At 65.4% G+C, this 13,001-nt stretch carries 13 protein-coding genes; 7 read left to right on the top strand and 6 right to left on the bottom strand.

The genetic code is table 11. The features are described from left to right. Positions 1-46 precede the first annotated feature (46 nt). A complete protein-coding gene (locus tag WJU17_RS02045) occupies positions 47-1,252 on the bottom strand; it encodes a multidrug effflux MFS transporter (RefSeq protein WP_346325683.1) in 1,206 nt (401 codons plus the stop codon). A gap of 230 nt (positions 1,253-1,482) precedes the next feature. On the opposite strand from WJU17_RS02045, the gene WJU17_RS02040 reads away from it, so the two are divergent. The 3 genes from WJU17_RS02040 to WJU17_RS02030 are packed head-to-tail and all read left to right on the top strand — an operon-like array spanning position 1,483 to position 4,702. Continuing rightward, positions 1,483-2,232, top strand: coding sequence for a glucose 1-dehydrogenase (locus WJU17_RS02040; protein WP_346325682.1), 750 nt, complete (start codon positions 1,483-1,485; stop codon positions 2,230-2,232). A 54-nt stretch (positions 2,233-2,286) separates the two neighbouring features. Beyond that, positions 2,287-3,492: an epoxide hydrolase family protein gene (locus WJU17_RS02035; protein WP_346325681.1), complete on the top strand. Its 1,206-nt coding sequence runs from the start codon at positions 2,287-2,289 to the stop codon at positions 3,490-3,492. Positions 3,493-3,520: 28 nt separating this feature from the next. Next, positions 3,521-4,702: an epoxide hydrolase family protein gene (locus WJU17_RS02030; protein WP_346325680.1), complete on the top strand. Its 1,182-nt coding sequence runs from the start codon at positions 3,521-3,523 to the stop codon at positions 4,700-4,702. Between the two features lie 2 nt (positions 4,703-4,704). On the opposite strand, the gene WJU17_RS02025 is transcribed toward WJU17_RS02030, so the two are convergent. The 3 genes from WJU17_RS02025 to WJU17_RS02015 all read right to left on the bottom strand — a co-directional run bounded on the left by WJU17_RS02025 (position 4,705) and on the right by WJU17_RS02015 (position 7,560). Next, positions 4,705-5,232 (bottom strand): gamma carbonic anhydrase family protein, encoded by a 528-nt coding sequence (locus WJU17_RS02025; RefSeq protein WP_346325679.1) that lies wholly within the window; start codon positions 5,230-5,232, stop codon positions 4,705-4,707. A 77-nt stretch (positions 5,233-5,309) separates the two neighbouring features. Then, positions 5,310-6,368, bottom strand: a complete 1,059-nt coding sequence (locus WJU17_RS02020; protein ID WP_346325678.1) for a hypothetical protein — start codon at positions 6,366-6,368, stop codon at positions 5,310-5,312. Between the two features lie 76 nt (positions 6,369-6,444). Then, on the bottom strand, positions 6,445-7,560 hold the full coding sequence (locus WJU17_RS02015) for a dienelactone hydrolase family protein (RefSeq protein WP_346325677.1): 1,116 nt from the start codon (positions 7,558-7,560) through the stop codon (positions 6,445-6,447). A gap of 45 nt (positions 7,561-7,605) precedes the next feature. Between WJU17_RS02015 and WJU17_RS02010 the strand changes: the two genes are divergently transcribed. The 3 genes from WJU17_RS02010 to WJU17_RS02000 all read left to right on the top strand — a co-directional run bounded on the left by WJU17_RS02010 (position 7,606) and on the right by WJU17_RS02000 (position 10,601). Beyond that, positions 7,606-8,808, top strand: coding sequence for a CoA transferase (locus WJU17_RS02010; RefSeq protein ID WP_346325676.1), 1,203 nt, complete (start codon positions 7,606-7,608; stop codon positions 8,806-8,808). Between the two features lie 62 nt (positions 8,809-8,870). Next, positions 8,871-9,239, top strand: a complete 369-nt coding sequence (locus WJU17_RS02005; protein WP_346325675.1) for a VOC family protein — start codon at positions 8,871-8,873, stop codon at positions 9,237-9,239. A 99-nt stretch (positions 9,240-9,338) separates the two neighbouring features. Next, complete coding sequence (locus WJU17_RS02000; protein WP_346325674.1) at positions 9,339-10,601, top strand: aromatic ring-hydroxylating dioxygenase subunit alpha; 1,263 nt, start codon at positions 9,339-9,341, stop codon at positions 10,599-10,601. A 2-nt stretch (positions 10,602-10,603) separates the two neighbouring features. Here WJU17_RS02000 and WJU17_RS01995 read toward each other — a convergent pair whose 3' ends face one another. Beyond that, entirely contained in the window at positions 10,604-11,818 is a 1,215-nt protein-coding gene (locus tag WJU17_RS01995; RefSeq protein WP_346325673.1) for an amidohydrolase family protein, read from the bottom strand. Positions 11,819-11,935: 117 nt separating this feature from the next. Continuing rightward, positions 11,936-12,364: a nuclear transport factor 2 family protein gene (locus WJU17_RS01990; RefSeq protein ID WP_346325672.1), complete on the bottom strand. Its 429-nt coding sequence runs from the start codon at positions 12,362-12,364 to the stop codon at positions 11,936-11,938. Between the two features lie 160 nt (positions 12,365-12,524). On the opposite strand from WJU17_RS01990, the gene WJU17_RS01985 reads away from it, so the two are divergent. Further along, a complete protein-coding gene (locus tag WJU17_RS01985; protein ID WP_346325671.1) occupies positions 12,525-12,989 on the top strand; it encodes a nuclear transport factor 2 family protein in 465 nt (154 codons plus the stop codon). Positions 12,990-13,001: the final 12 nt, after the last annotated feature.

The raw sequence follows: 13,001 nt of genomic DNA, 5'->3' as shown, positions 1-13,001 counted from the left end.
ACATAACCGCTGTTGTGTCCCAAGGCAAGCCGGGCTTCAAGCCCGATCAGATCGCACCGCGACGTTTTGCCGCCGCGATGGCGTACATGGCGAAGATCGCCGCGACCAGATTTCCGAACACGATGAAGCCGACGACGGGCCATGGCGTATGGTGATCGAAATAGCCGATGGCCTGCGCCGCCACGCCTCCCGCGAGGAACTGCAGGAAGGTCATCATGCCCGAGGCGGTGCCCGCCATGCGCGGCACGGCACTGAGCGCCCGCGCCGTCGCCGTCGGCAGGATGAAGCCCGCGCCGAAGCCATTGATGACCGCCGGACCGAACAATGACAGCGGGTGGTTGATGCCGGCCGCGAACAGCGACAGCATGATGGTGACGCCGACGCCGACGATCATGAAGCCGCGCATCAGAAGCATGTCCAGATCGACACGTTCGGCGACACGGGCGGTGATGAACGCGCTGCCCATCATCCCCAGTCCGCCGGCGCCAAGATAATAGCCAAGCTCGTCCTTGCCGATCTTCCAGGACTCTTCCGCCACATGCGGCACGCCGCTCATCATGCCGAAGAACGAGACCATGATGAAGGTGCCGCCGAGCGTGTAGAGCAGGAACACCGGCGAGCGCAGCACGCCGAAATAGGCCGCGAGCATGGCGAAAAGGTTAGGCATGGGGATCGGGTCGCGCAGCGTCTCGCGGAAACGGGTCACCAGCCAGCCCAGAATGAGGAAGCCCAGGACGCCGGAAATGGCGAAGATGGCCCGCCAGCCATGGGTCTGGACGATGTAGCCCGCGAAGGCCGGCGCCATGATCGGCGCCACCATCACCACCATGGTGAGATAGGCCAGGATGCTGGTCGCCTTCTCGCGGCTGTAGAGGTCGCGAATGACGGCGCGCGAAATGACGATGCCCGTCGATCCGCCGATGCCCTGAACCACGCGGCCGGCGATGACGACGCCCGCGCTCTGGCCGAACATGCCCATGAGGCTGCCGATCACGAACAGCACCAGACCGATGATCAGCATGGGCCTGCGGCCATAGCGGTCGGCCAGCACGCCAAAAAACAGCGTGGACGCGGCGATACCCCAAAGCGTGGCGCTGATCAGCAGCGCGGCCTCGCTGGCGGTGATACCGAATTCGTCTTTGATCGGGGTGATCGCGGGAATGACCAGATGCATCCCGAACGGCGCGATCGCCGAGAAAGCGATCAACTGCCCCGTCAGTTCCTTACCCGGCTTGGTTACCGATTGATCCACGATCAGCCTCTTGCCGCCGGTCTGCCACCGGCTGGAAAATGCACCGTCTGTCTCGATGGAATGGAGGCAGGGATGAAGCGTCGGCTGCCTTAGCATGGAACGCCAGGAGGTCACCAGAATCAAAAACCGCACGCGCGATTTTTCTGCCGGCACCGCGATTTCTCTGGCACCCGATTTTTTTCTGATAAGGTTCCGGAAAGCCTGAGCAACAGGAACAAGGGGAGACGGCCATGCTGCTCGATAACAAGATTGCCATCGTCACCGGCGGGGGTAGCGGCATCGGACGCGCCGCGGCGTTGGCCATGGCCGCCGAGGGTGCCGTTGTCGTCATCGGCAACCGCTCGGCCGACAAGGGCGAGGCCGTGTGCCATGAGATTGCCCAGGCGGGCGGCACGGCCCTCTTTCACCGGACCGATTGCTCGGTCGCCGCCGACTGTGAAGCGCTGGTGGCCCGGGCGGAAAAGGAATATGGCCGGCTCGATCTGGCGTTCAACAACGCCGGGATGTTTCACGAGACGCTCGTCCCCATCCACGAAATGAGCCTGAGCGAGTTCGACCGCGGCATCGACCTCAACCTGAAGGGCATCTTCTATTCCATGAAGTATGAACTGGCTGCCATGCTGCGCGCCGGGGGCGGCGTGATCTGCAACAATGCGTCGATCTATGGCGTGAAAGGGATGGCTGGATTGAACTGGTACACGGCCGCCAAGCACGGGATCATGGGGCTGACCAAGTGCGCGGCGCTGGAATATGCCGAAAAGAACATCCGCGTGAACGTGATCTGCCCCGGCAACACCAAGACGCCGCCGCTGGATGCCGCGACGGGCGGCAATGACGAGCTGCTGACCGGCATCGTCCCCATGAAGCGTCTGGCGCGCTCGGAAGAGATCGCCGATGGCGTGGTGTTCCTGCTGTCGGACAAGTCCAGCTACATGAATGGCGGCGCGCTGAACGTGGATGGCGGCATGATCGCCGCGTAACGGACAGCGGCGGCGCCGCGACGATTTCGGTTATCCTGGGGAGGACAATGAACCGTGACTGACGTAAGGCCTTTCGACGTAGCCATACCGGACTACGAACTCGACCGCATCAAGCGCCGCATCCGTGAATATGAATGGTTCGAGGAGCCGGTGGATGCCGGCTGGCAGTATGGGTGCAATGGCGCCTATCTGCGCGAGCTTTGCGACTACTGGCTGAACGATTACGACTGGCGCGCCGCCGAGGCAAAGCTCAACGCTTTTCCCCAGTTCAAGGCGAAGGTGGACGGGATCGACATTCATTTCGTCCACGAGAAGGGCTCCAACCCGGCCAACACACCCATCATCCTGCTGCATGGCTGGCCAGGGTCCTATTTCGAGCTGCTGCACCTGACCGGCCCCCTCGCCCATCCGGAACAGTTCGGTGGCAAGGCCGAGGACGGGCGGGACGTGATCATCCCGTCACTGGTCGGATACGGCTTTTCCGGCCCGCCGCCCAAACCCATCGGCCCGCGCGCCCAGGCCCGTTACATGAACGGCCTGATGACCCAGGTTCTCGGCTATGCGTCCTATGTCGTCCAGGGCGGCGACTGGGGCGCGCTGATCGCCGGCTGGCTGGGCTTCGACCATGGCGCGGACAAGGGCGGCGCCGTGAAGTCGATCCACATGAACCTCGTCGGCGTCCGCCCCGGAGGCACCACGCCTGCCGGCATCGCGGGCATGGCGCTGGCACCGGAGACCGAGGAGGAAAAGGCCTGGGCCGCCCGCGCCGCCGCGCGCATGGCGACGGAGTCAGGCTATTTCATGGTCCAGGCGACCAGGCCGCAATCCCTGTCCTATGCCATGATGGACAGCCCGGTCGGGGTCGCGGCCTGGCTGACCGAGAAATTCCATACCTGGTCCGACCTCTCCAACGAGGGCAAGGAAGGCGGCGCGCTGGAGAATGTCTTCTCCAAGGACAAGCTGCTGACCAACATCATGCTGTATGTGGTCACCCGCCGTTTCAACACCGCGGCCTGGCAATATTACGGCGTGGGCACCGAAAAGGGCTTCTCCTTTCCGCCAGGTGAGCGGGTCGAGGTCCCCACGGGCGTCGCCGGTTATCCGCGCGAGATTGCGCCCGTGCCGCCCCGGTCCTATGCCGAGAAGGCCTACAATGTCGTCCATTGGAAAGAGCAGCCCAAGGGCGGTCATTTCGCCGCCTTCGAGCAGCCTGAAGTCTTCCTGGAGGACTTGCGGAAGTTTCTGAGAGACTGGGGCTAAGGTCCTGTTGTAGATGAGGAGTATTAGCGTGCACCCATTCACGGTCGATATTCCGCAGCACGACATAGACCGGATCACGAGGCGCGTACGCGCCTATGACTGGTTCGAGGAGCCGGTCGATGCCGGCTGGCAGTATGGCGCCAATGGCAGCTTCATGCGCCGCCTCTGCGCGTATTGGCTGGATCAGTATGACTGGCGCCGGGCGGAAACCTCGCTCAACCGCTTTCCCCAGTTCAAGGCCGAGGTGAAGGGCATACCGCTTCACTTCATCCACGAAAAAGGATCAGGGTCGAATCCCAAAGCATTGATTTTGCTTCATGGATGGCCCGGATCCTATTTCGAGTTCCTGAACTGTATCGAGCGGCTTGCTCATCCAGAGCGCTTCGGCGGCGACGCCGAGGAGGGGTGCGACGTGATCGTGCCCTCCCTTGTGGGCTATGGCTGGTCGGGCAAGCCGCCCCGCCCCATCGATCCGCGCGCGCAGGCCGGTTTCATGAACGGCCTGATGACCAATGTCCTCGGCTACGACACCTACGTGGCGCAGGGCGGCGACTGGGGCAGTTCGATCACCGCCTGGTTGGGATTCGATCACGGCACCGACAGGGGCGGCGCCTGCGGCGCCATCCACATGAACATGTTCGGCCTGCGGCCCGGCGGCACCTTCCGCAACATCTTTGGAGTCGGCGTCGCCCAGTTGGACACCGCCGAGGAAAAGGCCTGGGCGCGCGAGGCTGCCCGGCGCGGCGAAGGGCGCTTCGGCTACATGGTGCTGCAATCGACCAAGCCGCAGTCCCTGTCCTACGCCATGATGGACAGTCCGGTCGGCACGGCGGCCTGGATCACCGAGAAGATGCAGGCGTGGGGCCAGCGAACCGATGGCGACATGCCTGTGTTCAGCATGGACCAGATCCTGACCAATGTGATGATCTACCTGACCAGCCGGACCTTCAATACCGCCGCGTGGCAGTACTGGGCCGTCCGGGAGACCGGCCATTCGGTGCTGCCGGGCGGCGAGAGGATCATGGTGCCCGCTGGTTTCGCCGACTATCCCGGCGAACTCGCCCCGGTGCCACCGCTGTCCTATCTGGAAAAAGCCTATGCGCGGGTCGTGTACAGGTCGGCGCCCGCGCGCGGCGGGCATTTCGCCGCGCTGGAGCAACCAGAATTATTCGTCAATGACTTGCAGGACTTTCTGAAAGTCGCCGTCTAAGGCTAACCGACCACTTTCAGGCTCTTGCGGAACATGCGGCCCTTCTCGGCATAGGATCTGCCGGACATCTCGAGCATGCGGATGTCCTCCTCGTTCAGCTCGCGGACGATCTTGCCGGGAGCGCCGAGCACAAGCACGCCATCGGGGATTTCCTTGTTGTTGCCGATCAGCGTGTTGGCGCCGATCAGCGTGTTCTTGCCGATCTTCGCCCCGTCGAGGATGACCGCGCCGATGCCGATCAGCGAGTTCTCGCCGATGGTGCAGCCATGCACCATGGCCTGATGGCCGATGGTGACGTTGCGGCCGATGGTGCACGGGAAGCGGCGATCCACATGGATGACGGCGCCGTCCTGGATATTGGCGTCCTCGCCCACCGTGATCAGGTTGTCGTCGCCGCGCAGGGTAGTGTTGAACCAGATGTTGGCGCCCTTGCGGATGACGACCTGTCCCATGATGTCGGCGCTGGGCGCGATCCAGACATCGTCGCTTTCCAGAACCGGATGATGATCGCCGATGGCATAGAGCGGCATGGTCTTCCCCTTGATCGATTCGTCAGGGCCCAAGCCTAAGCCGCGGCGCCCTCGCCGCGCCAGCCCGCCAGATCACGTCAGGCGCGCCAGGCCCTGCCCTCGCCCCGGATGACGCGCGGCAGATCGTGGTCGAGCCAGTCGCGTGCTCCGCCGTCGCCGCGCAGATAGGCGTTCCAGAAGGCGAGCGAAATGCTCCTGACCCACTGGTAGCAAAGCCGCTCGCGCGGATCGACCTGCCGCAGCTCGGCCCGGCCGGCATGATACGCATGGTGATCGGCGCCCTTGAGGATCACGGCATAACGATCCGGCTGACGGCCGAGATAGAACGGCCAGAGCTTGTCTTCCGGTAGCGACTGCACCGACTGCGGAAAGTCCTCGGTGCCCGTCATGTAGAGGGCGGGCACGTCGATGTCGGCGAAAGCGCCGGGGTTGATGTCCGGCTTCAGGGTGATCCCGCTATAGGTCAGCATCGCCTTGATTCGGCTGTCCTTGTAGGAGCGGCCGAGGGGCGGGAAGCGCAGCCCGGCCAGCGCCTGGGCCGTGACCGAGCCGAAGGAATGGCCGGAGATGCCGATCCGCTCCAGATCGATCCAGCCGCGCAGCTCGCCCTCCTCGTTCCATGCCGTCAGCGTGTCGAGCAGGAAGCCGATATCGGTGAAGCGCTCGCCATGGGTTTCCGGCTTGTGCACCTGCGCCCGGGCATAGGCCGCCTTGTTCGGCTGGCTGATCACCGTTTCAGGAAAGATGAAGCGGTCGGCGTCCGTGTGGCGCAGATGCAGCGCCAGATAGCCATGGGCGGCGAGATGCTCGGCGATGTGCCGGCCCCAGGGCGTCGGGCGCTTGGGGTCCCAGTCCATGGGGACGGAGTAGATCACGACGGGCATGGGGGCGGTGATCACGGCCGGCCGGACGACGATGCAGGTCATGCCGATGTCGCGGGAGTTATCGCGCAGGACAATTTCGTCCGTGGTGATCGGCACGGCGGCGCGATCACCCATATAAGGCTCGCGCGCACGCGGCCCGGCGCAGACCCAGCGGCGCCAGAGCCGCACCGCCCGCGAGAGCGGACGCAAGGCAGGCGTATAGCGTAGACGCAGCCGGACAGAACGTTCCAGATGCCCCGGACTTCCCGCCATCCCCAAGCCCCTTGATGACAATGTGTGGTCGCCGATCGAGGGTACAGGCTACCTCATCAACAAAGCGGCGTCGGACTCATTTCCGCAGCAATTTGCCATCCCCTCTCAATGCCGCGTACAGGTCCTCGTCGAGCCACCGCCGCGCCGCAGGATCGCCGCGCAGCCAGGCGTCCCAGAAGGCCAAAGCGATGGAACGGGTCCACTGGAAGCACAGATGTTCGCCTTTGGTGGCCTTGCCGACCGCCATCCGGCCGCCCGGGTAGGTGTGATGGTCGGCGAGGTCGAGCATGACGGCGTAACGGTGGGGAGAGTCGCCGTTGTGGAAGGCGGCGAATTTGTCGGCGGGGGTGTACCAGCGGCCATAGGTGAAATCGCCGGCGCCGACGATCATCAGGAGGGGCACGTCGATGTCGGCGTACATTTTTTTCGGCACGCCGGGCGGCGAGGCCATGATGCCGTAGGAGGCCACGGCGGTGACGCGCTTGTCCTTGAAGCTGGCGAGAGTCCCCGCCACGCGCTGGCCGGCGACGGACATGGCGGCCATACCGCCGAAGGAGTGGCCCGAGACGCCGATGCGGGCGCGGTCGACGTCAGCCCAGCTTTCGAGCGTGTCGAGCAGGAACAGCAGGTCCTTGATCCGCTCGATCTGGGACTCTGGCTTTTCCGCGCAGGCCAGGCCGTAGGCGGCCTTGTCCGGGCGGGTGGATGGATATTCGGGGAACACGATCCGGTCGGTGTCCGGGTGGCGCACCGTGATCGCCAGATAGCCGGCCGCCGCGAGGTGTTCGGCGATGTAGGCGCCGTCGGGGGTGGGATCGTTCGGCGCCCAGTCCATGGGGACCGAATAGATCACCACGGGAAGCGGTCCCGCCGCCGTCGCGGGGCGGCGGAGGGTGCAGTCCATGGCGACGCCGCGGGAGGGATCGACGATCCGTTGGCGCTCGGTATGAACCTCCTGAAACGGCCGTGCTGGCATGTAGGGATCGACCGGGCGCGGGCCGGGACTGGCCCGGCTCTTGCGCCACCGGGCGGCAGCCGCGCGGCCCCGGTTCAGCCTGGCGACGATGCGCTTCGGCGTCAGCGAATGAAGGCCGCCCTGGCCGAGCTGCAGATAATCTTTCAACAACACCCCCACGATGCGGCCTGCCCGGACCCCGTCGGTCGATTCGTGCTGGAACAAGCCTACGGGCATCTTGCATAGTGCCGCGACAATTTTTCTCGGCCTTGGGAGGATCAGATGGCGGGAGTTCTTGACGGCGTTCGGGTGCTGGATTTCGGCCGCTATATCGCCGGGCCGTACTGCACCACCATGCTGGGCTATCTGGGCGCCGACGTGATCCGGGTCGAGAAGCTGAAGGGCGGCGAGGACCGCTATGTCTATCCGCTGCACCACAAGGAAGACGGCAGCGAGGGCGAAGGCAGCCTGTTCCTGCAGGTGGGCGCCAACAAGAAGTCGGTGACCCTGAATCCGGCCAAGCCCGAGGCCAAGGACATCATCCGCCGCCTGGTGCAGAGCGCCGACGTGGTGGTCGCCAACATGCCGATCCAGGCGCTCAAGACCCTCGGCCTCGACTATGACAGCCTGAAGGCGATCAAGCCGGACATCATCATGACCAGCATCTCGACCTTCGGGCCGAGCGGCCCCTATGCCCATCGCGGCGGCTTCGACGGCATCGGCCAGGTCATGTCCGGCGCGGCGTATTTCTCGGGCACGGTCGGCAATCCGGTGAAGTCGAACGCACCCTGGGTCGATTTCGGCACGGCGATCATCTCGGCCTATGCCACGCTGGCGGCGATCATGCATCACCGCGCCACGGGCGAAGGCCAGGAAGTGGAAGGCGCGCTGCTGCGCACCGGCCTGACCTACATGAACGGCCTGCTGATGGAACAGGCCGTGCTGGAGCTGGACCGCGTGCCCAGCGCCAACCGGGTGCAAACCTCGGCCCCGTCCGACATCTACAAGACCAAGGACGGCCACGTGCTGACCCACACGGTCGGCGACGCGCTTTTCGGCCGCTGGGCCGAGATGGTCGGCGACAAGGACAAATGGGTGAACGATCCCCGCTTCCGCTCGGACCAGTCGCGCGGCGACAACGGCACCGTGATCGGCGAGCGCATGGCCGAATGGTGCGCCGAGCACACCACCGCCGAGGTGATCGATCTGTGCGAGAAGTTCGGCGTGCCCGCCGGCCCGGTGCTGACGCCGCGCCAGGCGCTGGAGGACCCGCAGGTGCAGGCCATGGGCGATCTTTATCCCATGGACATTCCCGGCGTGGACAAGAAGGTGCCGATCGCCGGTCCGCCCTTCCGCCTGTCCAAGACGCCCGGCACCATGCGCGTCCGGCCGCCCATGCTGGGCGAGCACACCGACGAGGTGATGCGCGAGCTGGGTTATGGCGACGCCGAGATCGCCGACTTCCGGGCCAAGCGCATCATCTAATCAGCGCTGGCGCCCCCTGCCCCAGCCGCTAGAATGAGGGCAACGGAACGGGGAGACCGAAGATGGGCATCGAGTTGCTCGACCACGTGAACATCAACACGCGGAACCTGGATGCGTGCATCCGGTTCTATGGCGAGGTTCTGGGCTTCGAGAACGGCCCCCGCCCGGACTTCGGCTTTCCCGGCGCCTGGATGTATTGCGGCAGCCAGCCGGTCATCCACATCATGGCCATGGACAGCGCGCCGGGCGGCACCACCGGGCCGCTCGATCACGTCGCGTTCCGCTGCACCGGCTTCGAGGCGATCCGCGACCGCCTGACCGAGAGCGGCCTGAAGTTCGAGCAGAACGTGGTGCCCGACTTCAAGATCAAGCAACTGTTCGTGCGCGACCCGGACGGCGTGAAGATCGAGCTGAACTTCATCGGCGAATAGCTGCCCCGCGCCGCGCAAACCAGCAAAAATGTTTGTTTTCGTTGGCCCGCGCCGGGCGCTGTGCTAGGTCTCGCCGCCTGACGGTGAAGAGGCTTGGTCATGTCGCACATGGAACTGGATCTGGACGCCATCGAAGCCCTCAACCGGCGCCTGCTCAACGGCATGGCGTTCGAGAAGGGCCGCGCCGCGCCGCCCGAGGGCTTCCCTGCCCTGCCGGAGATTCCCGGCGGCCGCTATCTCGACCCCGGCTTTCAGGAGGCCGAATGGCAGGCGCTGTGGAAGCGGAGCTGGCTTTACGCCTGCCACGCCGACGAGCTGCCCGAGGCCGGTTCCTACATGCTGTGGAAGAACACCGGCTCGCCGATCCTGATCGTGCGCGGCGACGACGGCGTGATCCGCGCCTTCTACAACACCTGCCGCCACCGCGGCGCGCCGCTGGTCAAGGACATGCAGGGCACGGCGCGCGGGCTGGTCTGTTCCTATCATGGCTGGACCTATGACCTTGAAGGCAACCTGATCAATCTGCGCGACAAGCGCGACTTCACCGGGCTGGACATGGCCTGCATGTCGCTGGTGCCGGTGCGCTGCGAGCGCTTCGGCAAATGGGTGTTCGTCAGCGAGGACCCGGACGCCATGCCGCTGCTCGAGTATCTGGGGCCGGTCGGCGTGCAGCTCGCCCAGTTCCAGCCGGAGCGCATGCGCTTCGTCGAGAAGCACGGCTTCGACATCGCCTGCAACGTCAAGGTGATGATGGACGCCTTCCTCGAGACCTATCACGTCAAGTCGATCCACCAGCACACGGTGGACCGCTTCATCGACTCGCGCGGCACCGCCATCGAGCTGTGGGAGAACGGCCATTCCATCATGTGCACGCCGAACCGGCGCGACGGGTGGCGCGACCCGGGCACCATCGGCGTGCGTCACATGGACACGGTCACCGACGTGCCGCGCATCCACAATCTGTCGTTCAACATCTTCCCCAACCTGGTGACGCCGCCGCACGCCTCCGGCGTGCCGATCCTGACCTTCTGGCCGACCGGGCCGAACACCATGCGGGTGGAATGCCACTGGTTCGCGCCCGACTGGGGCGACGGGAAGCTGCCCGAGGTGTGGCACACGCGCATCGCCAATTTCGACCGCATCCTGTTCGAGGACACCCAGTTCGCGCCCTTCATCCAGGAATCGGTGGAATCGCCGGGCTTCAGAGGCATCACCCTGAGCTATCAGGAACGGCGCATCTATCACTGGCACGAGGAGCTGGACCGGCGCATCCGCGCGGCCGGCGCCGCCGCCGCGCCCGAGCTGATGATCGAGCCGGTGATGGACGCCTGGAGCGGCGCGGAAAAGGCGGCGGCGGAGTAAGCCTACTCGGCCGCCATGGCCGGCTGGGCGGCGGGCAGATGGCCGCTGACCAGCGCGCCGCCCTTCAGCACGGCGACGATGCGCTCGGGCTGCAGCAGCACGCGGATGTCGGCGGACGGATCGCCGTCGACGATCACCATGTCGGCCAGCTTGCCCGGCTCGATGGTGCCCAGATCGGCGATGCCGGTCATCTCGCCGCCGAACTTGGTCGCCCAGCGGATCACGTCGAGCGGGCTGATGCCCACCTGCTCCACATAGCAGGCCAGCTCGCCCGAATAGGCGCCGTGGGGCGCCATGTCGAAGAAGCCGTAATCGTCGCCCGGCACGAACTTCACGCCGCGCGCGTTGGCGACGGGAACCTTGGCCCGCATGTATTCGAAATCTTCCTTGTCGTAGTACTCGGCGCCTTCCAGCGACGGGTCGTTCGACGCCAGCCAGGGCGTGTACATGCTGGGCAGCACGAACTTGTTGTGGGCGATCAGCGCCTCGATCACCTCGTCGGTCATCCAGTCCGCATGGTCGATGATGTCGACCCCGGCCTCGATGCACTTCATCACCTGGGCGGCGCCGCAGACATGCGCCCTTGTGCGCGCACCGCGCTCGTGCGCCGCGTCCGAGGCGGCCTTCAGCTCCTCATAGGTCATCTCGCGGCAGCTGCGCATGGCATGGCCCTGCGCCGCGAACAGCTTGACGATCCTGGCGCCGCGGTCGATTTCCTGGATGGCGGCGGCGCGGAAATCGTCCGGCCCCCAGCATTTCAGCCACGGCACGCCCTCGGCCGGCTCGTCCTCGGTGACCTTGGGCGACAGCGCCCGGCTGGACGGGATCAGCCGCGGCCCCACCACCGCGCCGGAATCGATGGCCTCGGCGAGGCGCCCGTCCACATCGTGGAAGGTGCCCGCGCCGACTAGGCTGGTATAGCCGGCCCGCAGCGCCTTCTGGGTGTTGGCCAGCGCGTAGAGCGCGAGCTGGGTCGGCGGCGCGCCCATGGGAATGCCGTCGCCGCCGATGCTGTAGGCCGCGTGGTAATGGCCGCTGACCATGCCGGGCATCAAGGTCATGCCCTGCAGGTCGACGTCGGTGTCGCCGGCCGCGCGCGGCACGGCCGCCTGCGTGACCTGGGCGATGCGATCGCCCTCGACGACGATAGTGGTGCCCGCCCGCGCCGGGGTGTCCCCGTCCAGCAGATTGGCGTTGCGGAATACGATACGGCTCATGACGCGCCTCTTCTCCCCGTTTGATCCGAGCGCAATGCGGTGTCCGATGCTAGGCCCGTTCGGACGCGGGTTCAACAGGGCCGGCGGCCGGCGCGGTGGCCGGCCCCGCCCCTGGCCTCAGCTGTAGGGGAACTTCTCGCCGCTCAGATCCACCGGGCCCTGGTACAAGCGGGCATAGCGGCGCGACTTGAACACCCACTTGCCGTCCTCGCGCACCACTTCGTCATTGTAGCAGCCATAGACGCGGAACGAGTTGCCGTCGGGCGTGCCCAGGATTTCGGTGACGTAGGAGCGGCTGGTGCCCGTGTCGCCATTGACCTCGACGATGGCCGGCTGAACCAGGAACACCGCGAAGGGAAACCCGGCCATGGCCTGTTCCCAGATCTTGCGGATGCTCTCGCGCCCCTTCACCGGCTCCTCGCGCAGGTACCATTCGCCGTCCTTCGCCCAGCAGGCCGACCAGTCGTCGCCATTGTGGCGCATGACCGCATCGGCATAACGCTGCGGCAGCATCTGGATTTCGAGAATGTCCTGGGCAACGCTCATCGGTGCTCTCCCCTTCAAGGATGAATGTTTTCGGCGGAGAAGGTAGCCTAGCGGATCGATGCGCGCCACCCTTCCCCGCACGGGAATGCTTCCGCCGCGGCTTCATCGTGCATAGAGTGTGTTCCGGGGAACCGGGTCACGGGGAAAAAGGGGAGAGAGCATGACCGACAACCGCGCGGCGACCATCGCCGACAAGCACGAGATCGAAACCTTGCAGCGGCTGTACGCCAAGGCCACCGACAAGCTGGGCCAGAAGACGCCCCAGCTGCGCGCGGAAGGCCGCCAGATCTATCACCGCATCTTCGCCGCCGACGCCAAGATTCGCACCGCCAACACGCCCGGCGACCTGACCGCCGACGGCCCCGACGGCTGGGCGGCGGTGGCCGAGAACGCCCTGAAGAACTACACCGGCACCCAGCACCTGATCGGCACCCAGCTGGCCGAGGTGCATGGCGACCAGGGCACGCTGGAGAGCTATCTGAACGCCTGGCACAAGAACCCGGACGGGTCGGTGTACTATTTCCTCGGCACCTATCTCTCGAAGGTGCGGCGCGAGGGGGATGGGTGGAAGATTTATGATATGACGCTCAGGCTGGACACGAGCGGAGTGGTGCAGACGACGTAGGGGTTGTTTCCG

This window comes from Iodidimonas sp. SYSU 1G8 (assembly GCF_039655775.1).
Taxonomy (GTDB): domain Bacteria; phylum Pseudomonadota; class Alphaproteobacteria; order SMXS01; family SMXS01; genus RI-34.
Note: the sequence above shows the minus strand (reverse complement) of the source record. Positions and strands in the feature narration are given on the sequence as shown.

What these genes read in the sequence shown, in the direction of transcription:
- WJU17_RS02040 (WP_346325682.1), top strand. Translation starts at nt 1,483, where the DNA reads ATGCTGCTCGATAACAAGATTGCCATCGTCACCGGCGGGGGTAGCGGC.
- WJU17_RS02025 (WP_346325679.1), bottom strand. Translation starts at nt 5,232, where the DNA reads ATGCCGCTCTATGCCATCGGCGATCATCATCCGGTTCTGGAAAGCGAC.
- WJU17_RS02020 (WP_346325678.1), bottom strand. Translation starts at nt 6,368, where the DNA reads ATGGCGGGAAGTCCGGGGCATCTGGAACGTTCTGTCCGGCTGCGTCTA.
- WJU17_RS02015 (WP_346325677.1), bottom strand. Translation starts at nt 7,560, where the DNA reads ATGCCCGTAGGCTTGTTCCAGCACGAATCGACCGACGGGGTCCGGGCA.
- WJU17_RS02010 (WP_346325676.1), top strand. Translation starts at nt 7,606, where the DNA reads ATGGCGGGAGTTCTTGACGGCGTTCGGGTGCTGGATTTCGGCCGCTAT.
- WJU17_RS02005 (WP_346325675.1), top strand. Translation starts at nt 8,871, where the DNA reads ATGGGCATCGAGTTGCTCGACCACGTGAACATCAACACGCGGAACCTG.
- WJU17_RS02000 (WP_346325674.1), top strand. Translation starts at nt 9,339, where the DNA reads ATGTCGCACATGGAACTGGATCTGGACGCCATCGAAGCCCTCAACCGG.
- WJU17_RS01995 (WP_346325673.1), bottom strand. Translation starts at nt 11,818, where the DNA reads ATGAGCCGTATCGTATTCCGCAACGCCAATCTGCTGGACGGGGACACC.
- WJU17_RS01990 (WP_346325672.1), bottom strand. Translation starts at nt 12,364, where the DNA reads ATGAGCGTTGCCCAGGACATTCTCGAAATCCAGATGCTGCCGCAGCGT.
- WJU17_RS01985 (WP_346325671.1), top strand. Translation starts at nt 12,525, where the DNA reads ATGACCGACAACCGCGCGGCGACCATCGCCGACAAGCACGAGATCGAA.